The sequence below is a fragment of the Phycisphaerae bacterium genome (genome assembly GCA_035384605.1).
Classification (GTDB): Bacteria; Planctomycetota; Phycisphaerae; order UBA1845; family PWPN01; genus JAUCQB01.
In genome coordinates this window covers 1-23,337 of the sequence record DAOOIV010000056.1, presented here as the reverse complement: position 1 = coordinate 23,337, position 23,337 = coordinate 1, and the positions used below count along the sequence as shown (strand labels likewise).

General features: G+C 62.0%; 16 protein-coding genes and 1 tRNA gene. 13 read left to right on the top strand and 4 right to left on the bottom strand.

Going from position 1 to position 23,337, the window contains the following annotated elements; all coding sequences use genetic code 11:
* Positions 1-228 precede the first annotated feature (228 nt).
* From PLL20_13125 to PLL20_13115, 3 genes are all read left to right on the top strand, one after another.
* Entirely contained in the window at positions 229-3,240 is a 3,012-nt protein-coding gene (locus PLL20_13125; protein HPD30933.1) for a hypothetical protein, read from the top strand.
* Positions 3,241-3,417: 177 nt separating this feature from the next.
* Positions 3,418-4,503 (top strand): prepilin-type N-terminal cleavage/methylation domain-containing protein, encoded by a 1,086-nt coding sequence (locus tag PLL20_13120; GenBank protein HPD30932.1) that lies wholly within the window; start codon positions 3,418-3,420, stop codon positions 4,501-4,503.
* Positions 4,504-4,584: 81 nt separating this feature from the next.
* Entirely contained in the window at positions 4,585-6,624 is a 2,040-nt protein-coding gene (locus PLL20_13115; protein ID HPD30931.1) for a phosphodiester glycosidase family protein, read from the top strand.
* A gap of 173 nt (positions 6,625-6,797) precedes the next feature.
* Here the strand turns inward: PLL20_13115 and PLL20_13110 are convergent, their stop codons facing one another.
* The gene (locus PLL20_13110; GenBank protein ID HPD30930.1) at positions 6,798-7,919 is read right to left on the bottom strand and encodes a LacI family DNA-binding transcriptional regulator; all 1,122 of its coding nucleotides are present in this window, start codon (positions 7,917-7,919) and stop codon (positions 6,798-6,800) included.
* A 423-nt stretch (positions 7,920-8,342) separates the two neighbouring features.
* On the opposite strand from PLL20_13110, the gene PLL20_13105 reads away from it, so the two are divergent.
* Positions 8,343-8,415, top strand: a tRNA-Phe gene (locus PLL20_13105).
* Here the strand turns inward: PLL20_13105 and PLL20_13100 are convergent.
* Positions 8,409-10,301 carry a hypothetical protein gene (locus PLL20_13100; GenBank protein HPD30929.1) on the bottom strand — a complete coding sequence of 631 codons (1,893 nt, stop codon included), beginning with the start codon at positions 10,299-10,301 and terminating at the stop codon, positions 8,409-8,411. The genes PLL20_13105 and PLL20_13100 overlap by 7 nt on opposite strands.
* Positions 10,302-10,926: 625 nt before the next feature.
* Between PLL20_13100 and PLL20_13095 the strand changes: the two genes are divergently transcribed.
* Entirely contained in the window at positions 10,927-11,613 is a 687-nt protein-coding gene (locus PLL20_13095; GenBank protein ID HPD30928.1) for a hypothetical protein, read from the top strand.
* Between the two features lie 175 nt (positions 11,614-11,788).
* Here PLL20_13095 and PLL20_13090 read toward each other — a convergent pair whose 3' ends face one another.
* On the bottom strand, positions 11,789-13,120 hold the full coding sequence (locus PLL20_13090; protein ID HPD30927.1) for a tetratricopeptide repeat protein: 1,332 nt from the start codon (positions 13,118-13,120) through the stop codon (positions 11,789-11,791).
* 690 nt (positions 13,121-13,810) lie between these two features.
* Here PLL20_13090 and PLL20_13085 point away from each other — a divergent pair.
* From PLL20_13085 to PLL20_13055, 7 genes are all read left to right on the top strand, one after another.
* A complete protein-coding gene (locus tag PLL20_13085; GenBank protein ID HPD30926.1) occupies positions 13,811-15,049 on the top strand; it encodes a bifunctional 3,4-dihydroxy-2-butanone-4-phosphate synthase/GTP cyclohydrolase II in 1,239 nt (412 codons plus the stop codon).
* 136 nt (positions 15,050-15,185) lie between these two features.
* A complete protein-coding gene (locus PLL20_13080) occupies positions 15,186-15,482 on the top strand; it encodes a hypothetical protein (protein ID HPD30925.1) in 297 nt (98 codons plus the stop codon).
* A 201-nt stretch (positions 15,483-15,683) separates the two neighbouring features.
* The gene (locus PLL20_13075; protein ID HPD30924.1) at positions 15,684-16,709 is read left to right on the top strand and encodes a thiamine phosphate synthase; all 1,026 of its coding nucleotides are present in this window, start codon (positions 15,684-15,686) and stop codon (positions 16,707-16,709) included.
* 13 nt (positions 16,710-16,722) lie between these two features.
* Positions 16,723-17,208: a hypothetical protein gene (locus PLL20_13070; GenBank protein ID HPD30923.1), complete on the top strand. Its 486-nt coding sequence runs from the start codon at positions 16,723-16,725 to the stop codon at positions 17,206-17,208.
* A 417-nt stretch (positions 17,209-17,625) separates the two neighbouring features.
* The gene (locus PLL20_13065) at positions 17,626-18,495 is read left to right on the top strand and encodes a hypothetical protein (protein HPD30922.1); all 870 of its coding nucleotides are present in this window, start codon (positions 17,626-17,628) and stop codon (positions 18,493-18,495) included.
* Positions 18,496-18,497: 2 nt separating this feature from the next.
* Entirely contained in the window at positions 18,498-19,259 is a 762-nt protein-coding gene (locus tag PLL20_13060; protein ID HPD30921.1) for an ABC transporter ATP-binding protein, read from the top strand.
* 34 nt (positions 19,260-19,293) lie between these two features.
* The gene (locus PLL20_13055) at positions 19,294-21,018 is read left to right on the top strand and encodes a hypothetical protein (GenBank protein HPD30920.1); all 1,725 of its coding nucleotides are present in this window, start codon (positions 19,294-19,296) and stop codon (positions 21,016-21,018) included.
* 166 nt (positions 21,019-21,184) lie between these two features.
* Here PLL20_13055 and PLL20_13050 read toward each other — a convergent pair whose 3' ends face one another.
* The gene (locus tag PLL20_13050; protein HPD30919.1) at positions 21,185-22,159 is read right to left on the bottom strand and encodes a hypothetical protein; all 975 of its coding nucleotides are present in this window, start codon (positions 22,157-22,159) and stop codon (positions 21,185-21,187) included.
* A 315-nt stretch (positions 22,160-22,474) separates the two neighbouring features.
* Between PLL20_13050 and PLL20_13045 the strand changes: the two genes are divergently transcribed.
* On the top strand, positions 22,475-23,337 hold an 863-nt coding region (locus PLL20_13045), incomplete at its 3' end, for a 3-isopropylmalate dehydrogenase (GenBank protein HPD30918.1).

The window sequence follows — 23,337 nt, the reverse complement described above, 5'->3', positions numbered from 1 at the left end:
ACGGCCGATGCGATCCGTGACGGCTGAGCATCGCCGGTGCTCGGGGTTCTGCCGAACCGGCGTGAGGCGACCGCAACCAAGCCGCACTGCGATCCAGAAACGTGCGCCGAAATGCGCCCGGTTGCGACCGTAGAGATTCGTGTGGTGGAGTCACGGAGCAAGTGTCACAGTGACCCTTTTGTGTGAATGAATCAGCGAACCGGCGCAGATACCGGGAAGGAGGTTTTCATGCATACATCGTGTCGAATCAAGAACGGGTTTTGCGGCATCCTGGTCATTGCGGTGTTCTTGGGATGGACTCTTGCGGCCCGAGCACAGTTCACCGCTTACAACGACTTTGTGCCGGATTACGTTGCCGGCGCCACCAACGTGACGCAGAATCAGAACGCCGGCACGTATGCGCTGAAGGATTATGCCACGGGTGCGACCGTCACGCCGACCATGACCATAACCCGGTCCGGTCTCTCGACAGATGGCACTGGTCCGAGCGCTGAAATCAGCGGCGGGGACGCCTTAACGATTTTCGGCGGCAAGGTGGCCGGTCGGGGCAAGGTGATGGCGCCCTCGACCGGGTGGTATTTCACCATGGAATTCAGCGGCCTGGACGTCAACAAAACTTATACCGTCGCGACCTTCACCGACCGTGGCGAACCAAGTTACGACAATAAGCGGTGGGCCAACATCTCGCTGGTCAACGCTGATTCAACTATTGCCACCTATGCATGCAGCGTCGGCGTTGGCAATTACCAGGTCAGTCCTACCTCGGTCAGCCAGGACAGCGGTTACAACACGGTCGAAGGGTTCGTGGCCATGTGGACGGGTATTGCGCCGGGCCCGGACGGCAAGTTCAGCGTTCACTTCCGCGCCGCCACCCCCGCCGAAGTTCCCGAGGCGTACCGGGCAGGCATGAAAGCGGACAGCGGTTACGGCCCGGCCGGGCTCATGCTTGTGGAGGAAGGTCCGCCTAATGCCGTCAACATCTCACCTGGCGTGATCAACACTGTGGTCGGTGGCGCGACCGTAAGCGGGACGGTGAAGATCCCGGCGGACAGCAACGCTGATGCGCCGGTCCAAGTTACCCTTACCAGTGACAACCCGGCCGTGGCCGACCTGGTGGGTGCGACCGGCGGCGTCTTGGTGCTGACCTTTCCGCAGGGCGGGACTACCGAGCAAGGTATCCAGATCGACATCGGCCAGGCCGGCACCGCCACCATTTCAAGCAACAACGACGCCGAACTCGTGGACGACACGTTGCCGGTTACTGTGGAGACCGGTGCCGTGACGCTGGCGCCGGCGTCTCTGACCGGTACCCCAGGCACAACTCGCCCCGTTACGGTGTCCATCAGCCCGGGCACCAACGATACTCGGACCGTAGAAGTCACGCTGACCAGCGACAACCCGGCGGTCGCGGATTTCACCGGCGGCAGCGGCGGCGTTCTCGTGCTGAGTTTTCCTCAGGGCGGTGCCACTCAACAAACCGCTAACGTTCGGCTTGGTGTCCTGGGCGAGGCGACGATCACCTCGACGAACGACGGCGGCCTCACCGACCCCGACGGCGTCTCGGTGAGCGTTAGCCGGTTGCGCAGTTGGGTGCTCCGCATTCGCGAGCTTCAGGGAAGCGGCTGGCATATGGTTCCAACCGGTGGGTACGATGACGGAATCCATCTTGGGAGTTACCCATTGGACGGCCGCTACTACTGGCGGGAATACAACGCCGATGAGACTTGGCCTCGAGCGTATTGGCGAGTTGAGCGGTCGGACGTTCCCGGGGGCACGCCTCCTGACCTGGATGCGGATATTCCCTCGCAGCCTCGTCTCTACACGGTCGAGGCCTGGGTTCCCTACCTTGGGGAGGGGGACCCGAGATCATGGAAGCAGATCGATGTTTACATTAACGGCGTGGATACGCCCTCTGACTGGAACGCGGCCATGGTGCCCTGGAGCCAGCCGGCCAGGACTGAGTGGATCGCTCGCATGCCGCTGCCGGCAGATGAGTTTGAGGGCCGCTGGGTGCAGGCCGGCCCGGGGCCACATTCTCCGGATGGTCCCGGGTGCGATGCCGGCGCCGCGGGGCCGTATCTCTGGCTCAAGAAGGGCAGCGATCTGTATATGGACTTCAGCTGGAGTGGGCTGAAATACGGCGTATCGGCTCTGCGGATCACGGAGGCTTTTCCCGTCGAACGGACGTGCGATCCGCCGGTCTCAGAGGGACCGGTTGACCTGCGCTGTGTCGGCAACTCCGATCCGTTGTATACCATCGGCGAAGGTTTTGGGCGGGGTTATGAGGCAAACATCGATGGAAACACGCTGGCCGTGGAAAACTACCGATGGCCCTGCATCTCGGTGGGCAGCCAGTTCGACTCGAACGTCCTTCCTCTTTCACCGGGGTTGCCGTATGACGTGACGCATCCGGAGTACGCAATCTACACCGCCCAATTACCAACGGGCGAGGTTTCGTTCAAGCTTCGCTATGACGGCTTCAATACAATGAAGTGGCGAACTGATGCAGTTGGCGCCTTCAGCAAGTACAACGTGTTCACCCTCAATGAGGTACCCAATCGTGAGTTTATCTCGGGACGGTTCAGCCGGCTCTATGTTCTGACAACCAAGGGCGGTGGCAGCTCCGGGAAACTGCGGGTTGAAATGGTTTACAGCGATGGGCCTTCCGTAGTTACTGAGGCTAATCTGTACGACTGGTTTAACCAGGATGGTGACGCCGGTTCCCTGGCGGTCGGCGTCGATGGGCGCCTGCGCAGCGAGAGCACGGACGTCATCGGCTTTGAGCGGCTGAATTCGGACGGGCTGGCCCCCGGCGGATGGGGACCCGCAAACAACGGCGGCGATCACGGCGGCGCGTTTCTCTTCGTTCATCCGATGGATGTCGATCGGTCTCGGATGCTGACCCAGATCAGGATTGGCCTGGGCGACGTCGAAAACTTCGGCGGTGAACTGGTCGTGATGGGCATCACGCTGGAGGTGGGGTGCGGCGACCCCGTATTCGACGTGGCCGGGGACTCCGGTCTCGAATTGGTGGGTGACGGCGACGTTGACCAGCAGGATTTCGCATTCTTCCAGAGCTGCTACACGGGTGTGGGTGACCCAGGCGGCCTGTTCGATCGCCCCCGATGCGGTTGCCTCGACTGGGACGGTGACGGGGACATTGACGGGGACGACTTTGCGAGGTTGGAGCAATGTGCCTCCGGTCCGGGCGTCCCAGCCGAGCCGCAGTGTGACGACTGAGGCCGATCTTGCGCTTGCCGCCGAGTGGGGCAGATGCCTCCCGGCGCATCGTAAGAGCCACGACGGTGAAATCAACAAGATATCGGCGCAGTCCTTGAGGCAGCATCAGGGCAGGGATACAATACAGGGGTGGTAGCATTGCTACGACCCGTCCCCTGTGCCGTCGGGAGCAGACACATGAAAAGCCCTTTGCGAACCGGATTTACGTTGATCGAGGTCCTGGTCGTTGTCGCGATCATCGCTCTTCTCATTGCCATTCTACTGCCCTCGTTGTCAAGAGCCCGCAAGGAGGTCCAGGCCGCCGTGTGCGCCAGCAACATGCGCCAGGGCATTCAGGGCGTCGTGTTGCGGCAGGCCGAGACGCAGATGCGCAAAGAGTACTGGAGCACGAATTTCGGCTGGGCCGTGCACTCGCTCAAGCAGAACAAAGGGCAAACGGAGTTGTTCACCTGCCCATCTGACCCCAAGCCGCGTCCCATACCCGCAGTGCAGGACAGGCTGTACAGCGATGCGGCGGGGACGGACTACCGTGGCGTCACTACCGGCGATGCCATCTTCTGTCGTCTGGCTCGCAATGGCAGCACCTGGACGACGGACATAGAAGACCAAGTGGATGAAACGCTCTTCGGCGGCGATGCTTACTCGGACAACGACGGGGACTTTCTGATACAATACACGGTTGCGAGTCGCGAGACTTTTGCTCCGGCCAAGATGTGGAAGCCCGGCTCCACCGCGTGGCGTCATGATGTCATGACCTACAAGGGTGAGATCATCGCCCAGAACGTGTCGTCCAGCGGGGTGATCAAGACCGTGCCCATTCTTTGGATGAGCTTTTCGGCGAATGCCAGCGCGGGCTTCAAAAATGCCAGGGGTACCCCCGTCCTCATAGTCGAAGGGGCGAAATTCGGCATCTTCGCCGAGGCCTTGGGTTCCAACTACCCATCCGACAACCTCGCGAGGGCCCTGCGGTTCCGACACGGCGGCCTTGTCAAGAGGGAGGGCATCGAAGGCGCGGAATGGATTGGCAACTATACGGGCGGTGCCTGGCCGGCTGCGCCGCCGCAGACCGGATCGCTTGGCAACTCCCGGGACTTGGACTATCAACCGCGGGAGAGAATGAACGCCGGTTTTCTGGACGCCCATGTCGAGCGAATGGGTTGGTGGGAAATGTTCAGGATGCACCCGACCGTACCGACCAACAAGCCCTCGCCTGTGATCCCGCTGTGGTTTGGCAGCCGGAAAGGCGATATCAGCTTTGATTGACCTGTTGCCGCCGCTTGATCGGGCTGAGAGCGGCGCGGGTCCGGGAGTGGGGGGGACGTGGATGCGCTCGGGAACAAGTTGGTGAGGCGATTGGTCGCCATGCTGCCCGGACTGGTCGGGGTTGTGGTCTCGGCCGCACCGGCCGAAGCGGAGGAGTTGGCCCCGGGCGTCACCTACACGGTCTACAACGTTGCCGGTCCCAACATGGTCCACGTTGTGGCGGCGGAGCGGCTCCACTCAGAATACAAGCTCAAGGTGGGCTGGGCCCAGGGTAAGCGCAACTACACTGCTCGTGAGGGGACGAGCACGATTGCCGGTCGCTACGACAACCCCCCGGAACACGACGTACTATCGGCGGTCAACGGCTCGTATTTCGACGGCGTTAACCTTCCCCGATTGATCGGCATCGGCCAGTCCGACGGCCAGATGCTGGATACCCCGGCGTTCAACAGCTCGTACCAGTATCACACCGTCATGGTCGGCCCGTCGCGGCGGCCGGTGGTTCGCACGAATTTCAACCACGTGCTCGGCACTCTCACCTTCGCCGACGGCCACTCGATGCCGCTGAATCAGTACAATTTCTACATGAACGGGCCGCTGGTCCCGATCAACGGCGTGGCGGCGTTCACGCCCCACTTTGACAGCTCAACGCGCAGCAGTTTCATCACTCCCTCCATGGCGGTGGAAGTCGTCCTGAACGACGTCAGCTATCCCATGCGCAGCCACAAGGAGGTGTCGGGAATCATCAGCGCGGTGCACACGCCCACGGAAGGGAATGCCGCCATTCCGGTCGGGGGCATGGTCCTGTCCGCGTGGGGCAGCACCAAGAGCGAGATTGTCAGCCACGCCCACGTCGGCGACCGTCTTCGGATGCGGTTCGCGACCGATGCGGAGGAGTTCAACGACTCGGACAACGCTTTAACGGGCATCGGGTGGGTCATTCGCAATGGCGCTGCTTACACGCCCGGATGGGCGAATCTGGAATCGGGCGCGGCGCCTTACGGCCGAAACCCGCGGACGGTCTTGGCCTGGAATGATAGTTACTGGTTCCAGGTGGTGTGCGACGGCCGGTCGGCCGCAAGCGTCGGCATGACCTTTCAGGAAATGGCCAGTTTTCTGGTCGGTACGCTCGGGGCGACGGAAGCAGTCAACTACGACGGCGGCGGCTCATCGACCATGGTTGTCAACGGGGCGATCCGAAACGTCCCCTCGGACGGCAGCGAGCGCCCCGTTGCCAACGCGATCATGTTGGTCAAACAGAGCACCGCGAGCGTGTTTCCTTTTACGGACTCATTCGGACCCGCCGGGCGTCTGGCCGGATGGGATGACAAGTTCTGTTATGCAGACGTTGTGTCTTTCTCGCCGACGTCACCCGGTGGTGATGGATACGTGCTGAAGGTCATGAACAGGTACGGCGGGGCCGATTCCGTCCGGCGGGGTGACTTCGGCGACACCGACTACACGGTGGAGGCCGATGTCTACTGCGAATACCGCCCGGAGGCGGCGGCCGACGGGTACGAGCTGAGCGGCATCATTGCCCGGGACAGCGGCACCGGCGCGATGGGACTGTCCAGCTTCGGGAAGGGCAACTGCTATGCCCTTCTGTATGCCTCAGATACCGGCTTGATCAAGGCAGGCAAGTACGTAAACGGCATGTGGACCGACTTTGCGGCCGATGTGCCCGGGACGCCGCTGACCGGTTGGCATCGGTTCCGAATCGACGCCTACGGCGATCGTATCCGCTATCGGCTGGATGACACCGCCATCTGCACCGTGCGCGACAGTTCACATCCCCGCGGTTATTACGGCGTCGGCTACCATGAGATGTTCAATACCGACGCCAACATGCGAGGCGCCCGAGTCGACAATTTCATCGCTCATGTGGTTCCCGGCGCGATTCTGGTCGTTGATTACGACGACGACACGGATGTGGATCAGGTGGATTTCGCGCACCTGCAATTGTGTCTCAGCGGCTCACAAGTCGCCCAGATTTTGCCCGACTGTCAGGATGCCCGTCTCGATAACGACAGCGACGTGGACGCCGACGATATGGCGATTTTCATCGGGTGCCTATCGGGTTCGGGTATTCCCGCCGAGCCCGACTGCATGTCGAACCCATAGGTCAGCTCGTTGAGCGATTCGGTATGATTTTCGGGGTGGTACACGCGCGACGGCTGACGCCGTATCGCACCATTGCGGGTGGAGGCGAATCGTTTCGTCGGTCACGGAGGCAACCAGGATCACGGAGTGGTATGCAATCGGTTGCGAATCATGGATCGAATTGACGCGCCTGCTCAAACCCGCTGTGGTTCACCGGCAGTTGCCGTGACCGGTCCGCTCAGGTTGCTCGGACAACTGTCGCCCGCATGAACAATCGGCGGGAGGCAGACGTTCTCGAAGAACGATTCTCCACTGTCTCGTAGTTCCGCCATTCGGCGGACTGCCAGATCGCCTGCCCTGAACCACGAAACGTCTATCGACGTGATGATCGGAAACCCGCGGGCTCGCCACAAGGCGGCATCGGTGCCGACGACGCAGACGTCCTCAGGGACTCTCAGCCCCCCGGCCGTGCAGGCATAAAGCGCTCGCACCGCTGAGAGAGCCGACGGTGCGTAGACCCCGTCGATCTTCATATCCTTGAGCCTCGCGGCCAGCCAACCGGGCACGTCAGCTTCCGCAAGGTGGGCCGGAACAACCAGCTCCTCCAGCGATGATCCCGCTTGTTCAGCGGACCGCCGAAGACCTGCCAGCCGGATGCGTAACGCCTCCCAAACATCTGCCTGCAACAGAAACAGCCAGCGGCGCCGCCCCGCCTCGTGGAGCAAACGGCCTGCCAGTTCGCCCGTGGCGGCGTTGTCCAAGTCAATGACGTTCGTGGGGTACAGGTCGGGACGCTCCGGGAATACCGTCACGATCGGCATGCCTTGTTGAATGTGACGGCTCAACGGCTCGTGCAAAACCGCGACCGGAGACCGGATCACGGCGCCGAAAACGCCGCCCTCCAGCACCTCGGTCAAAGCAAGAAGCGAATCTTCTGTTTTGGGCAGATCTTGCGTGGCGACAACAGGATACAATCGGAGAGCCCGTGAGGCCTCGAGCGCTCCGGCCAGAAACATGCCTTCAAAAGCCTGATGATGCCATGAAACCGAATCGGGGTCGACTTGGCCGGGGCCTCGGAGAACCAGGGCGAAAAACGACGGACGGGGGCTTCGGAGACTGAGCGCCAGCAAGTTGGCCCGGTATCCAAGGGTTTCGGCGGCTTTTCGCACACGATCGACCGTTTCCGGGCGAAAACGGTCAATCATGTCCCGCCGGTTGGCCAAGATCAGCGAGACCGTGGTGCGCGAGACACCAGCCATCTCGGCGATGGCGCGGATTGTAGGTCGACACGGTCCTTTCTTGGCGAACGGTAGCATGGGATCGGCTCTCCACCTGCCAACAATATAGCCAAAGCCCGTTCGGAGGGCAAACGATTTACCGCCCTAGTTGACGGCGTTTCATGTTGGCGAGCTTTGTCAGGTTGGCGCACGGGAGCTATGGGTAACTCATCAACCTCATCGCCGGCGCGCGGGCGGCGCCCGTCCCGCCGGTCTGTTTCTGTTTCAGATCCGGGTTTCCGGCTGACAGACCCCCGCCTCTTGCCGCACAGAGGGCCAACCCCGACCGGGTAAGCCGCCACCTTTGCGTAAAGTCCGAGAAGAAGCGGACCTGTTGGTCCGGCCGGCCCTGTTGACCGCTTGATGCGGGCACGCTACCATGAAATACCCCAAGGCGGGGCGGGGCCTAGCGTGCCCGAAGGCCGCAAAGCGAGCCCGTCGGCCCTCGGGGAACAGTCTTTCGGGTAGGTAGCTCAGCTGGTAGAGCAACGGACTGAAAATCCGTGTGTCGCCGGTTCAACTCCGGCCCTACCCAGTTCCGCTTGTGTCCCCGTTGTTGGACAGGTCATTTTGTTGCCCGGCCGTATCTCGCGCCGCGGCCGTGTCTTTTCTTCCAGCCAACAGCCAGCCGAAGCTGAAGGCCACCAGCGAGCCGATGGCGATGAACCACGGCCAGGCCAAGGTGGTGCGTGTCATCTTGCCCGTCGCGGCGTCCACCGTCTCGAAGTAGCCGAAGTAGCTGATCACCATCATGATCGCGGTGCCGACGGCCAGGATGACGGTCTGCACAGCCGGAGAGAGTACCGGTTCGGGTGCTTGCTTGCCGGCCGGCATGTCTTTTCTTCTTCCATAGATGTGAAACAGCCAAGTGGCTAGAAGGATGACCGTTCCTGCCCAGCAAATTGCGTGTGCCCACGGCTGGTGCCAGGCCACCGCCAGTACGGTAAGCACCGACAGCGGGGCCGACCAGATGAAGCCGCGGGCGTCGACATTGATCCTGAGGAATGCCAACATGAACCCGGCAAGCAACGCCCCGCCCGCATAGCCGGCCATGGCCAGGGCAAGATCCAGGATTTGTTTATAGTGCTGGGCGGCGGCATGGGCGAGCTGGGCGGTCAGGCAAAGGATTGCGCCCCAGATCAATACCAACAGCCTGGAGAGCAGCACCAGCCGCGGATTCTGCATGGCCTGTTCATCGCCGACGGGCGAACCCTTGCGAGTACTGCGTCGCCGATACCAGGGCAGGTAGAAGGCTGAGAGGGTGGTCTGGCTGAATGAGGCAACGACGGAGATAAGAGTGGAAATCGCGGCCGCGAAGATGGCGGCGATGATCAGGCCGGTGATGCCGGGCCGAAGTTCCTGAATGATGAAGACGGGGAAGACGTAGTTGATGTCTTTTCGGACGAGGTCGAGTGCTTCCCCGGAAAGTGGGTTCTTCTGGTAAAACGCATATAAGCCGACGCCGACCATGAGCATGACGATGGCAATGATCTGGCCCAGGTTGCTGCCGATCACCGCCCACCGTGCCGGCCGGGGTCCCTTGCAGCAGAACATGCGCTGCGCCATGATCTGGTCCGTGCCGAACGCGAACAGGCCGTGCCAGGTGTAGCCGATGAGGGCGGCCCAGAAAGTGTAGGGCTTGATCAGGCTGAGATCGAAATCGAAGACGGTGAATTTGCCCCAGCGACCGGCTTGTTTTGCATTCCATCCGATGCTGATCAATTCGGACCAGCCGCCGGGAAGTCTGACGACGGCTGCACCCAACGCGACGAAAGCTCCGACCACAAACACCAGAAAGAGAATGACGTCCGTCCAGATGACCGTGGTGATGCCGCCGATCCAGCACCAGACCACTGAGATGATCCCGAAGGTGTAGATCGACCAGGTCAGCGTGCTGATGCCCGTTGCGTCCGCCAGCGGGCCGTAAAGGCTCTTACCCGCGATGATGTCCAGGATCATGGCGGTCAGGTAGACGCGGGCGCCCTGGGCCAGCGAGCCGCCGAGGATGAAGAGGCAGGTGGTGACGGTACGGGCCTCTTCACCCAGCCGGTTGGCCATGTAGTCGTAGGGGCTGTAGATCTCGCGCTCGTAATAGGCGGGCACAAACACATAGGCAACGATGAGGCGGGCCAGCACCAGCCCGATCAGTTGAAGTTGAAGGTAAGTGAAGTTGCCTTGGGAGGCGAACACGATGGCCGGTACGCCCACGAAGGTCACAGCGCTGATCTCAGTGGCGATGTTCGAGCCGCAGACGGCATACCAAGGCAGCTTGCGCCCGCCGAGAAAAAAATCGCGGATGGTAGCCTGCTTGCCGGCCATCAGGCTGCCGATGGCCGTGGTCAGGGCGAGATAACCGATCACCACGAGCCAATCCAGACCGGTGAATTGGGCGCTGAGCGACCCGGATTGTGATGCAAACATCCCCTGGAGCATCTCATCGTTCCTGAAACGGGCGGTTTGCGCTCCCAAAAAGAAGGCGAAGTCGGGACTATAGCGGGCGTCCGCTCGCAGGACAACCAACCGGGAAATGGGTTCCGTGGTCGGGGAATTGGGCCGGCTTATGTCCAGCTCAGAACAGGCGTGGCAGGCTTGGCGAGCCGGTCTCCAGTCATCAACTCACCCTGTGAATACCTCACTTGGCACTCGTAGCGTTCGCGGCAGGCGGGCGGCGCAGCAAGAAGTCCCATAAAGAACGTCGCCGAGAGTCCTGTGTGGGATCTTGCGCGCAGATGCCGTAGATGGCATGACTTGCGTGCGCCTCATGGTGTTTCCGGCGGTGCGCGCGACCGGAAGCGGAGCACTCGCCGTTGACTGGATGCGGTGGGTCGTTAGAATGCCGGAATCACCGGCTGTGCGGGTTTCTCACAGCCTTCCGCCAACGCGGTTTCATACCGCGTAACAGGCACCGACCGGATGTTCGGCAAGTCCGTGGCACGGATGTCACCTGGTGATGAGTCCTGGGCAGTGCTGCTGGCCGCAAGGCCGCGGATGAGACGAAGTCGTCGAGATTCACGACGGTCTTTTGTACGGCGTGAGGTGCAGGAACATGTCGGCAGAACTCCTCTGGGAAGCGTTGCGATTCAGAACTCAGAAACAAGAGGGAGGCGCGGCTCGGATTGAGCCGACGCAGATCTATGCTCGCGAGCCCAAGCAGAAGCAATGTGCGGCCACGACCCGTTCGGGAAGACGTTGCAGGGGCAGGGCTCGCCCGGGCCAGGACTTCTGTCCGTTCCATGACCCGAACTTGACGGCCGAGCAGCGCCGCGAAATCGCCTCCCGGGGCGGCAGGAGCCATCGACGGCTGAGCCATCTGCCCGACGGCTATCTTCGCAAGCTCACGACGCCGGCCGCGGTCGGTGAGGCGATGGATCGGCTGTATCGTGAAGTCCGCCTGGGAATCGTGGATCCCGCAATGGGCAGGACCTTGATGGATATCCTCACCCGCCTCCACGATCGACTGAGCCGTCAGGGGGCGTCCGGACCACAGGTCGCACGGAAGGCGCCGACCGTCGTTCAGCCGACCAAGGCGGAGAGAGTCCGTCCGAAACTCGATCACGCACTGTCGCAGGCTGAGATGGCAGCGTGGAGGCGGGTCGGCATCATGCCGCAAGGCATTTCGTCTGATGACGAGTCGCCCAGTCACCTGGTGCACCCGGTATTGAGCGCACCGCCCGAGCCGCGAAGCGAAACCGTCAAGCCGCTCGTTCAGATCGTTCGTGCCAACGCGTCATAAAGCGTCCGGCGGGTGCTTCGCGGCGGGGCAGGGCGGCGGCATGCCTTCCCTTCATGCCGGCACCACCTGAGGAGTCTTGCTGATCCGCCGTGTGTCGCCGACTGCCTGCCCGTCGGTGCGAAAGCAGCACCCACCCGCAGTTATGGCCAGGTTCTCAACGCGCTGTGTAGGGGGCTCAGGCGCGCAGATTCCGTCGGACGACGTGGGCAAGGCGATCGTCGGCCGGCCGCTGTTCCAGGACGGCGGCAGCGTTTTCGAGGAGGACCTTCGATTGCTTCCTTTGGCCGCGAGCGCAAAGAATGACGCCCAGGTTGTTAAGAATTGCTGCCCGATGCGGGTGGTTCGGCGGCAGAGCGGATTCCGCAACCGAAAGAGCTTGGTAGCACAGCGACTCCGCTTCCGGCAGCCGATTGGACAGGCGGCAGGTCTCGGCGAGATTGGCTAGAATCAGGCCGACATCCGGATGGTTGGTCGGCGATTTGTCACGGCAGATCGACAGGGCCCGCCGGAGAAGACTCTCGGCATCGGTCAGCCGTCGCAGTGACAAACACAGCACCGCCAGATTGTTGAGCGTGGCTGCAAGCGACGGATGCTGCGGGCCCAACGTGCGCTCCTCGATGGCCAGGGCCTGACGGTAGAGAAGCTCGGCTTCTGCCAACCGTCCCTGGGTCTTGTTCAGCAGCGCAAGGTTGTTGAGAATGGCGGCAACAGCAAAGTGCTCATGGCCGAGCAGTTCGCGGGTCATGGCTAACGCCTGCTCGCACAGGTTCCGTGCCTTGTCATACTCGCCGAGTTCGCGGTGGATGTCTCCGAGCGCACTGAGGCATGCCGCCACTTCGGGATGCCTCCAGCCGAAGGCTTCCTGACGGATGGCCAGCGCCTGGCGGACGTACTCGGCGGCGTCCGGGTGATGACCTTCTGCCTTCATGACCGCCGCAAGGCCGCAAAGGGTGGCAGCGACATCGGGATGGCCGCAACCAAGACCGCCGCGCAACAGGGTCAAGGCTCGCTCAAATGCCAGTGCGGCCTCAGCCAGTCGTCCGGTCTCCAGAAACAGGGTGCCGAGGTTGTGCAGGCTGACGCCGACATGGGGGTGAGACGGCCCGAGAACGCGGCCTCTTAATGCCAGCGATTCCTGGCAGAGCGACAAGGCCTGCGCCCAGTCGCCGCAGGCACGGCAAGCTTCGGCCCAGTCGTTGAGGCTCACCGCCAGGCGCGGGTCATCAGAACCGAAGCCGCGGGCCAACTGGGCGGCGGCCCGGAAGGCGTCGACGGCCAAGCGGAATTCACCACTCTCGTAGTGTCGGGTGCCGGCCCGCATCATCGCCGGCCAACGCTGATCGTCGGGCAGGGAGGCATCGACAATGCCAGTTGCCGGCCGCATCTTGGTGGGGGGAGATGGCTCGTCGGCAGGAAGGAGAACCGAGCTCTGATGCCCGTTGTCTTGCGCGCGCCTCCAGGCCGGAAGCCGCTCCTTCATCAGCGTCCATACGGCCTTGGCATTCATGTCGCTAGGTCCTCTCGTCTGCCCGCCCCACAGCGGGCAGAACAAGGGTACCACTTTGCTGTGGTCTTGGCTTTGGCCAGTATCCCGCATCTGGTCACAGGGATTCAATCCGTGAGGCAGGCGCGATGGGCGGTCGGCGGCGCTCCGGATGTAAAACGTTGTGGGGTAAAATGTTACGGACTCATGTTGGCCGCGAAGGTTGGCGCATTGCCCCAGGACCTGGCGGCGGGCCCGTGACAGCAGCGGCGGCACTTCTGGCGGCTGACCCGGTTGTCGCGAACGCAAGCCGAAAACAGATCGCTTCAGCGGTCTTTCCCGAAGGGCAGACAGGCCGGTCGTTTGACGACTGGTTCACGGTCGGCCAATTCCTCCTTCACTGTGTTACCCCATCAAGCCCGTCTTAAATGAACGGGCCTGTCCTTGTCAGGTAAGCCCGTTGAAACGGGCTGAGACCATAGGAAGAAGAACCGCGGGCGACCGCCAACTGGCCATATCACGGCCGGCCTATCAGCCCGCCTTTGGCGGGAAGACCCCCTGAAGAGGTTGATCGCCCAACCTGGACCGGTCGGCATGCCCGCCCAGACTGTTACGCACCCCCGGGCGGCGCCGGAAGCCGCATCGCGTTGGGGCCCCCAGGCCTGTTGCTGTACAATAACGGGTTCGGCAGGGGTGGGCCAAGGGAGAAGATGTATGGGCAGTCCATTCTGTACGATTCCCGAAGCGATGGACGAACTCAAAGCAGGCCGGTTTGTCGTGTTGGTCGACGACGAGCGGCGCGAGAATGAGGGTGATCTGATCTGCGCGGCCGAGCTGATCACCCCCGAGATGGTCAATTTCATGCTGAAGGAGGCTCGTGGCGTCCTCTGTGTGGCTCTGCCTCGTGACCTCTGCCGGGAATTGGACCTTCAGCCCCAGACCACGGAAAACACGGCGACCTTGGGCACGGCGTTCACCGTGACCATTGACGCCCACCCGCGATTCGGTGTCACCACCGGTGTCTCCGCCGCTGACCGGGCAAGGACCATTCGTCGGCTGACCGAACCGGACGTGACTGAGGACGATTTCTGCCGGCCGGGTCACGTTAATCCGCTCATGGCCCGGGAAGGGGGGGTGTTAGTCCGGGCCGGGCAGACCGAGGGCACCGTGGACCTTCTGCGCCTCGCGGGTATGTGCCCGGTCGGAGCGTTGATCGAAGTCATGAACGACGACGGTACGATGGCCCGTGTGCCCGATCTGGTGCGGTTCTGTGAGCGGCACAAGCTCAAGATGTGCACGATTGCCGATCTGATCGAGTACCGGCATCAGCGGGAGATGCTGGTTGAGCGAGTCGAGACGATTCATTTCCCGACGCCCTACGGCCGGTTCACGCTCCACGCGTACAGGTCGCTGGTAGATATCGAGCCGCACCTGGCGCTGTGCTGCGGAGGCGTGGGGGAACGTGATGCCACCGGCCGACCCGTGTTGCATGAGGAGCCGGTGCTGGTCCGCGTCCACTCGGAATGCCTGACGGGCGATGTCTTTCATTCCTGGCGATGCGATTGCGGCGATCAACTCCACCAGTCCATGCGCATGATCCAGGAGCAAGGCAAGGGGGCGATCGTCTATCTGCGACAGGAGGGCCGCGGCATCGGCCTGCACAACAAGCTCAAGGCCTACCGCCTCCAGGAGCAGGGACTGGACACGGTCGAGGCCAACGAGCACTTGGGCTTCCCGGCCGACAAACGAGACTACGGCATCGGGGCCCAGATTCTCCGCGACCTGGGCCTCCGGCGGCTGCGAATCATGACCAACAACCCCAAGAAGATCAGCCGCCTGGAGCTTTACGGCATCGAAATCGTCGAACAGGTGCCCATTATCATTCCGCCTAACGAGGTCAACCGGGCTTACCTGCGGACCAAGAAGGAGAAGATGGGGCACCTGTTGGAGTAGGGGATTGGTCTGTTGGTTCGTTGGTCTGTTAGTCGGTTGGTCCCTTGGAACAAATGTCGCCTGCTTGCCTGCCGTTGCCGCTCTTTTCGCAAGAGCGTTACCAAGTGCGCAGACGCAGACTCCTGAATCGGTAGTGTTGAGTTACGTTCTCTGCACGCCGCCGGAGGGCAGCAGCTACGAGAACTCGATCTACGCGACGGCCGATGTGCAGAGCTTCAAGTGCGAGGTCACCTTCACGGCCGACACGTTCGCCCGCTCCTTTGTCCGTGTCGATGACGTATTCTATGTCGGACTGGGGTGTGAACGTCCCGGTGAGAACGGGCCGAAGCCCTCAACTTCCACCGGCGATATCCTGCGGGTGGTGTTGAACAGGTGGAGTTCCGGGTTGCAGTCAGACGACGGCGAGTCCATACTGATCGTAGAGTTTTGGTGACCGAGAGTGTGTGCGAAAACCGACGGGGCCGGTCGTTGGGGCAGTGTCGAGCCTACCTCGCTCTGGTCCGCTGTGACGACCGACACCTGCCATATTCCGTCGCCAGGACCGGCAGGTCTCCGCCACCTTCGGTGGCTCCGACCATGCCCTACGGTCTTCACACGCATTCTGAGAACTGATCGCGGAGAGCTCGCTAGCTGAATGCTCACTCGTGAAATCGCCAGAATCCTGGACGCTAACCTCAACCGGACCCGCGAGGCGCTGCGGGTGATGGAAGACTACGTTCGCTTCGTGCTGGACGATCCGGCAGGCTGTGCGGTGCTCAAGCAGTTGCGTCACGATCTTCGTGAATGCGTCAGGCACGTTTCTCTGGAAGACCTGCTGGGTGCGCGAGACACGCCGGGAGACGTCGGGACCGGCATCTCCACGGAGTCTGAACGGCATCGGACGGATGCCCGCGATGCCTGCGTCGCCTCGGCTAAGCGGTTGTCCGAGGCCCTGCGGACCATTGAGGAGTATGCCAAGACGTTTGACGTCGGCCTGTCGGCGGCGATGGAATCGCTGCGCTACCGTGCGTACGAAGTCGAGCAGCGGGTGATCATGCGCGGGCCACGTTCCGCACGGTTCGCCAGGGTGCGGCTCTACGTGCTGGTGACCGCGTCGATGTGCCGTCGCGATTGGCTGGAAACGGCCGCCGAGGCGATTGCCGGCGGGGCCGATTGCATCCAGCTTCGCGAGAAGGGCATGGACGACGGCGAGTTGCTGGTCCGGGCCCGCCGGTTGTCGGCTCTTTGCCGCGAACGGGCAGTGGTATTCATTGTCAATGACCGGCCGGACATCGCGGTCCTCAGCGACGCCGACGGCGTCCACCTTGGCCAGACGGACATGCCTGTTGCCGACGCTCGGCGTATCCTGGGGCCTGATCGGCTCATCGGTCTGAGCACGCACACGCCCGAACAATTCAGGGCGGCGCTTCGCCTGACTCCGGACTACATTGCCGTCGGGCCGATGTTCGCCTCCGCCACCAAACCGCAGGAGCACGTGCCCGGCCCCTCCCTGCTGGCCTTGGCCGAATCCGAGACGTCAATTCCGGTCGTACCCGTAGGTGGCATCACCGTCGATAACATGGGTATACTGAGGCAAGCCGGGGCCAGACGGTTGTGCGTATGTTCCACCGTCATCAGTTCGGACGATCCGCGGACGGTCGCCCGCGCGCTTCTCGGCTGAGCAGGGGGTCTCATTGGGCTTTACCTGGGACGAACTTGACCAGCTCGCGCCAAAGGATAAATGGCGACTTCCCCTGCCGCCGACGTGCGCCAAATGCCAGTACGATCTGACCGGCCTGCCCGAGGAGCGATGTCCGGAATGCGGTACGCCCTTTCGGTGGGAGGAGGTGCGCAGACGCACCAGGCGCATCTGGAACGTCGCGCTCCGGCTCCGTCATGCCAACCAGGATGCCAAGCTCGGAATCACCATCGGCTTAATCGTGTGGTGCGCGCTTGGGTTCGTTCGGCTGGTCGGCCTGGATGGCCTCGCGCCGCTGGTCTCCATCATCGCATTCGGCGGCGGGGTGATCAGCATCGTCCTCGGCTCGCAGGTGCTCAACATCCGGCGCATGCCCAAGTGGGCCCGTCCGTACGTGGGCCATCCCCCGCCCAGCATGCTTCTGGGGGCCGGGTCTATGTTTCTGGGCGTATCCCAGATGGTCGGCGCGGTTGTTTTCTGACCGCGGTTCTGCAGGTGCGTCCGAGTCACGGTTGCGGCAGGGTCCGCGTTGTGCGGGGCAGCCCGGCGAGGAGCAGGCGAATCCGGCGGCGTGCATTTGAGCTGTCATTTCCGGCATCCGCAACCGCTCGCAGCGCCGGCGGGTATGAGTTGACAGGCAACACGTCCGGCCGATGTCCCGAGCGTGGCCAGGCAAAGCCGACCGGGATGACGCGCCGGAGCAACCGGACGACCGCGGATGACCATGCAGGATCGAGGTTTCGCGGCGGCCGTGGTTGCAGATCATTCGTCAGAAACGAAAAACGCGAGACGCGCAGGTTCGAAATTGTCTTGCCTCATCCCGACGGATAAGATCAGGTGGAAGCGTCGAGCGGATGGTTCGACCACGGTTTTCCGCCCGGCGGCGCGAAGGTGGGCCATGATCTATCGACTCCTCGGTCTTGCGGCTTTCCTGTTGTGGGCGGCGGCGATGGTATCGTTGTTCGTGCACGACGTCATGCCCGAATGGATCGCCCAAGACCCGCCGCGCATCACCGTGGAGCAGTTCAAGTTACTTGATGAGCCCCTCCAACAGTATCGAATCGTCGACAGCCGGGACCGCCGCCTTGGAACCGCCTGGAGCGAGGTTCGCGTGAACCGCGAGACCGCGTCGGTCAACGGGACGGTCCTGCTCGATGGGCTGTCGAACATCCCGGCATTGCCGTTGAAAATGATTCCCTCAATCCGAATCGAGTCTCAGGCTGATTTTGACCGGCAGGGAGCATTGGAGGGTTTCAGGCTGGACGTCCATGGCTTCCTGGACCAGAAGATCTTCGTCCACGGCGAGCGGCGGGGCATCTATTTCCCGGTGGAAATGCAGTTTGGTCCGATCCGTCGCGAGGTGCCCCTTGACTATGCCGCCAGCCGCATGATCGGGGAGTCGTTGAATCCATTGGCCTGCCTGCCCACCCTTCGTCTCGGACAGTCATGGCGGATGCAGATGCTTGACCCGTTGACCGCGGTGTTGAGCGGGCGGACGGAATTCAAATCGGTGGTCGCCAGGGTGACCGGCAAAGAAGCAATTGCCCACCCCTTCGAGCCGGGCCGCACCGTCGACTGTTTCATCGTGGAAACCGTGCCGCCGTCTTCCAAGGCCTGGGTCGATGAGAAAGGTCGCGTATTTCGGCAGGAGGCCGATCTGCCCGGCGTCGGTCGCGTCACCTTGATCATGGAGGCCTACAACGAAGAAGCTCGCGACAATGCCAAGAGCCACAAGAGCATGGGGCGGATGGAGCCGCAGGGGAACTGAACATGCCCGCAGCCATTGAACTGCGCGAAGTCACCAAGCGGTACGGCGATTTCACCGCCGTCGACCGGCTTTCTTTGGAGATTCGCGAGGGCGAGCTGTTTGCCTTTCTCGGCCCTAACGGCGCGGGCAAGACCACGACGATCAAGATGATTGCCGGTCTGCTGGTGGCCGACGACGGCGACATCCGCGTTTGCGGGTATGCCATGGGCCGCGACGGACGCCAGGCGAAAGCCCGGATGGCCTACGTGCCCGACCAGCCGTTTCTCTACGAAAAGCTGACCGGCCGGGAATTCCTCGATTTCGTCGGTCGCATGTACGGGCTGAGCGCCGCCACAATAAAGGCTCGCGCTGGCGGCCTGATCGAACGACTGGAGATGGGCAGCTTCCTCGATCAGCTTACCGAAAGCTACTCTCACGGGATGAAACAGCGGACCGTCTTGGCCGCCGCGCTGCTGCATGACCCCAAGCTCTTGGTGATCGACGAACCCATGGTCGGACTCGATCCGCGCACCGTCCGCACGGTCAAAGAAATCATGTGGGAAATGACCTCGCGAGGATGCACGGTGTTCATGAGCACCCATACGCTGGAGGTGGCCGAGGCCGTCGCGGACCGGATTGGCATCATTCATCGTGGCAGGCTTACGGCCTGCGGTACCCTCGAGGAACTCCGAGCCCATGCCCGTCGCGACGAATCCCTGGAGGATATCTTCCTGAGGCTGACCGCCGACCACGGAAACGGGCAGGCCGAGACCATCCCGGTATGAGGACGGAGGATGTGTTTTTCGGGATGCTAAGGCAATGACCAGCGAGCGACGAGACGTTCCCGCCACCGGCGGCGTTTGCGCGACGGTCTCCGCCACGCCCGGCGTGCTGTTCCTTGTCCGGGTGCGGACGGCCGTCCTGAGGAATACGCTCCGACAGGTTTTTCAGGATCGGCCGCTCAAGTTCCTGGGCACGGCCGCGTCACTGCTGCTGATCTGGGCCGCTCTCTACGAATTGTTGGTACAGTCGCTGCTGGTGGTGAACAGGTCGGTCCTCGAAGGCATCGTTGCCACACCGGTGATGTTTCACTTCCTGTTCCTGGCTCTGATGGGCATGCTGGCCTTCTCGAACGCGATTCTCTGCTATGGGATTCTCTTCAAAAGGCCCGAGATTGGTTATCTGCTGGCCGCACCGGTCGAGCCCCGGGATCTGGTCATCGTCAAGTTCATCGAGAGCCTTGTTTTGTCGAGTTGGTCCCTGATCCTGCTCGGTTTGCCGCTGATGATGGCATTGGCTCGCGTCTACAGCGAGGAATGGACGTTCTATCCGCTTTTTCTGGCCCTGTTCCTCGCGTTCATCCCGTTGCCGGGGGCTCTCGGGTTGTTGCTGGCGTGGGGTTCGGTGATGATTTGCCCTCGCACGCCCCGACGGGCGCTTGTTCTGGTGCTCATTCTCATCATCGTGGTCGGGATATGGTGGTTTCGAGGCGTTCTGGCGACGCCGATGACTTCCGCCGATTGGCTGGAGCGGTTCTACGACCGCATCGGATTGCTCGGCAACGCCCTCTTTCCGCATACCTGGGTGTCCAAGGGAATCATGAATGCCCTCCAGGGCAGATCGGGCCTTGGAGGCTATTACCTCTACATCACCATGGCGAATTCGTTGTTTGCCGGCGTCGTCGCGGTGTCGGTGGTCTCGCGGCGGTTCATGCCGGCGTACAGTCGGGCTCAAGGCGGTCGACAGCGAAGAGTGGGCATCGGCGGAAAGATGCTTGCCTGGTTGGCGGAGTTGATGTTCGCGTACCTGCCGAAGACCCAGCGGCTGCTGGCGGCCAAGGACCTGAAAGCTTTCTTTCGCGATCCGTTGCAGTGGTCGCAGATGGCGATTCTGTTGGGTCTGTTGATCCTGTACGTGAGCAACGCGCAACGGACCTGGACCGATCTGAACGACCCGCGACTCCAACTGCTGGTCGCGTTCTTGAATTCGGTGGCCATCAGCCTGATTCTGGCCACGTTCACCAGCCGTTTCGTCTTCCCGCTGGTGTCCCTGGAGGGCCGGCAGTTCTGGCTGCTAGGTCTGCTGCCGCTGAGACGAAGCCGCCTCATTCTCGCCAAATTCCTCTATGCTCTGACGCTGACGCTGATCACGGCGCTGATCGTCATGGGCGCTTCGTTATGGCGGCTCGATCTGTCATGGCCGTTGCAGGCAGCTCACCTGGTCTCCCTCGCGGCGATTTGCATCGGGCTCTGCGGGCTCAGCATCGGGATGGGGGCCCGCATGCCGGTTCTCCACGAGCGCAACCCCGCCAGGATCGCCGGGGGGTTTGGCGGCACCATTAATCTGTTGATGTCTGTGGTGTTGGTGGTGGTGTCGCTGATCGGCGTTGGGATCATGAGCTACCGCGAGGCCGAGGCCGGCATGGGCGAGTTCGTCAACGAGACGCTGCTGTTCTGGGTTGCGGCGACGCTGGCTTTCAACATCGTCGTGGCCGCCGTGGCGCTGGTGGTGGGCATCCGCCATTTCGGGCGACTCGAGTGGTAGCAGCACATTTGCGAGCACGCGATCGATCCCCTGGTTCCTACCCGGTGTCGCATCGGCATCCTGCCGTTTTGGCGTCTCGCCGTTTCATGACGGCCGGAAGCCCGTCTCACACTGTGGCCCCTCTAACTGACGTCGCGTTCTGACGCTCTCAGATTCCTTCAGGAGCTCAAAAGACCAGTTTCCGGGCAAACTTGAAATAGTCGTTCCCGCAGCTTTCCAGGTCATCCGTGATGTAGTGGCGGAAGATGATCTCGCCGTTGCTGAGCGAGGCCGCGTCCGGCGTTGCGGCTCGGTAGGCGCTGACCGCCGCATCGAGTCGGTCTGTACCGGCGTCGGCCAGCAGTTCTCGAAAAGCCTTGGCGTGCTCGCCGTTGGCTCCGTGTTGAAGAAAGAGAACGAGTGCCCAGACCTGCGCATAGTAGGATTGTACCACTTGCCCGGTGTGAACAACGGCTTCTCCTGCATCCATGGCGAGCAACTTGGGCAGTGGAATGAATGTGTCTTTCCCGGTCAATGCGGCTCGCAGACTGTTACGCCGGAGGAAGTTCTGCTTCGGGCTGAAGACAGGTCTGCCTTCCACCAGCTTGAAGCCCTCCCACTGGCAGGCGAGGCCCTCATTGAGCCATGCCGGCAGGGCTCTTTTCAGGTGTCGGGCGACGTATTGGTGAAAGCCCTCGTGGGCCAGCAACGACAGGCAGCGATCGCGTCCGAGGTCATGCGTTACGGCTGTGGCGCTCGGCTGGTCGGTGTATCCGCCGGCCTGGAGATGGAGATAGACCTCGGCCTGCGCGGGATAGGCAACGCGGGTAAAGGCCGCCCACTCATCTCGCGTGCCGAATAGATAGATGACCATCCGGTCGGTGTTCTCATGGCTCGGTTGGATCGTCGAGCTGTAGGCTTCAAACGCGGTTTCCATGAACCGGGGCAGGTACTGCTGCAAGAGCACGTCCCGGCTGGTGACCCGCAGGTCATAGTGTTCCGTCACGATCTGCACGCCGACGTTGCCGCTCGGAGAAACCCATTCGTTCTGAGAGAACTCGATGGGCTTGTGCCCTGCCGAATGGGAGCAACCCCAGACCAGGGACAGTCCCACCAGCCCCGTCAGTCCTACCCTGCGCAGGTGTGGTGTGAGAAACGGCATCGAGAATCCTCCATTGTCAGCCATCCGGCCCGTGGCAGCGGCAGCAAGGATCATGTGTGTGCTGAGGCAGACCGGCTTTTTGCGGGCCGCAACCCAAGCGTACCGCGATCCGGAAACATGCGCGCAAGCCGCACAGATATCCGGCCGTAAGGTTCTAAAGCCTTTCGCCGCCAAGGGATAGGTCATTCCTGAAGGCGACGTCGGCCTAGCTTCCAGAGACGCTTGAAGCAACCAGATGCATGTGATACCTTATCTGGCTCGCCTTTTCCAGGGTCGGGTGTCCGGCCCTGTTGTCTGGTCCTCCAAGGAGCAGGTGTGGTGTTAAAGATCGCGGTTATCGGCGGCGACGGCACGGGGCCGGAGGTCGTCAGAGAGGGTCTGAAGGTTCTCAAGGAGGTCGCGGCCAAGGAGGGTTTTCAGTACTCGACCACGGAGTATGATTTCAGCGGCAAGGCCTATCTGGCTCGCGGTGGCGATCCGAACAAGCAGAACATCCCCATCATCACCGACGAGCAGATCGCCGAACTCCGGCAATACGATGGCATCTACCTCGGGGCCGTCGGCGACCCCGAGATCGCGCCCGGGATCCTTGAAATCGGCCTGCTGCTGCGATTGCGATTCGAGTTGGACCAGTACATCAACCTTCGACCGGTCAAGCTGTATCCCGGCGTCGAGACCCCGCTCAAGGACAAGGGCCCCGAGCACATCAACTTCGATGTCATCCGAGAGAACACCGAGGATCTGTACTTTGGCGGAGGCGGCTTCCTCCGGAAGAACACGCCCAACGAGGTGGCTACGCAGGAAATGATCGCCACTCGGTTCGGCGTCGAGCGTTGCTTGCGATATGCCTTTGAGTTCTGCCGCAAGAAGAACCACAAGAAGATGCTGACCCTGGTCGCCAAACGGAACGTGTTGACCTATGCCCATGATCTGTGGTGGCGGGCGTTCAACGAGATCGGTGACCGGGACTATCCCGATATTAAGAGGGACTACAACCACGTGGATGCATGCTGCATGTGGTTTGTGAAAAACCCCGAATTCTACGATACCATCGTGGTGCCGAACATGTTCGGCGACATCATCACCGACCTGGGGGCGATGATCCAGGGCGGCATGGGTGTGGCCGCCGGCGGCAACATCAACCCGCAGGGTGTCAGCATGTTTGAGCCGATCGGCGG